Here is a 1,035-nt window from a genome sequence, read left to right as displayed (position 1 = left end):
ATGCTTTTCTTCTGTGAAGTTTTTAGGGAATATACCTTAACCGGATGTTCACCTTACATCCAGTGACGATAGCTGTGGGGTTCCATCTGTTCCCATACCGAACACAGTAGTTAAGCCCATAAACGCCGAAGGTACTTGGCTGGAAACGGCCTGGGAGATTAGGAAGTTGCTGGTTAAATAAAAAAAGCACTCAGATGAGTGCTTTTTTTATTTAACTCTTATTTTTCAATTATTTCCGAAAAATAAATTACAGTTACAGTGTCATCTGAATGGATTGACTTCTGATAAATCTTTTCGAAAAAAACAAGTAATTCTTCTACAGACTTAATTTCAGGGTTTTGATGATCCAAATCATGTGTAGTAAGGTCAGAAAACTTCTTTATTAGTACCCGATCAATCATAGAGGGATATAGCTTCCGTTTAGTCTTAAACTTTTCACCGACTGTTACCCAAACTACTGAGTTTTCCGGATAGGTACTTCTCATATCACCTAAACGGATAGTACAATTTTTTTGACGACTAATTAATAATTTTTCATGATTTGGTGACTGAAAGTTAAGTGCAAACATAAATTCCCTCCTTGGGTACTTTATAGATGATTACTTTATATAGACATTATATGCCTAAATTGATAGTTTATCAAAGGAAAAGAATAAATTATATTATTTTTATCATAGAGAAATCATGATTATAAGGCAATTTAACCAACATACAAAAGATTACAGTTGACGTAATATTTCTTTAGTGATATTATATAAAAGTTGCTGTTAGCGGCAATATAAAACTTCAAAAATATTATGTTGACATGTTAAAACAAACGTGCTAATATATAAAAGCTGTCGAATTCAGCAGCAATGTGAAACGACAACAACCGTTCCCTGAAAACTGAACAATGTAAAGTAATGCATCATAAAAAATGCCAGATGTGCGTGCGTGTCGCAAGACACAAACCAAAAACAATTTTGATTTAAATGAGCCATTAAATGGCTTCAATATAATGTAGTCACTGTGTGACTTTGAACATGTGCCTGTCTC

At 33.3% G+C, this 1,035-nt stretch carries 1 protein-coding gene and 1 rRNA gene; one reads left to right on the top strand and one right to left on the bottom strand.

The annotated features are described in order from the left end of the window. The first annotated feature begins 58 nt into the window (after window positions 1-58). Window positions 59-175: ribosomal RNA gene (gene rrf / locus B9A22_RS24860) — 5S ribosomal RNA — on the top strand. A gap of 43 nt (window positions 176-218) precedes the next feature. Here the strand turns inward: rrf and B9A22_RS24855 are convergent. Continuing rightward, window positions 219-569: an ASCH domain-containing protein gene (locus B9A22_RS24855; RefSeq protein ID WP_084578594.1), complete on the bottom strand. Its 351-nt coding sequence runs from the start codon at window positions 567-569 to the stop codon at window positions 219-221. Between the last annotated feature and the right edge of the window lie 466 nt (window positions 570-1,035).

Source organism: Sporomusa malonica (assembly GCF_900176355.1).
GTDB classification, from domain to species: Bacteria; Bacillota; Negativicutes; order Sporomusales; family Sporomusaceae; genus Sporomusa; species Sporomusa malonica.
The sequence above is the reverse complement of the archived record's forward strand: the minus strand, read 5'-3'. Positions and strand labels throughout refer to the sequence as shown.

Excerpts from the sequence above, each read along its gene's own strand:
- B9A22_RS24855 (WP_084578594.1), bottom strand. The coding sequence starts at position 569 with ATGTTTGCACTTAACTTTCAGTCACCAAATCATGAAAAATTATTAATT.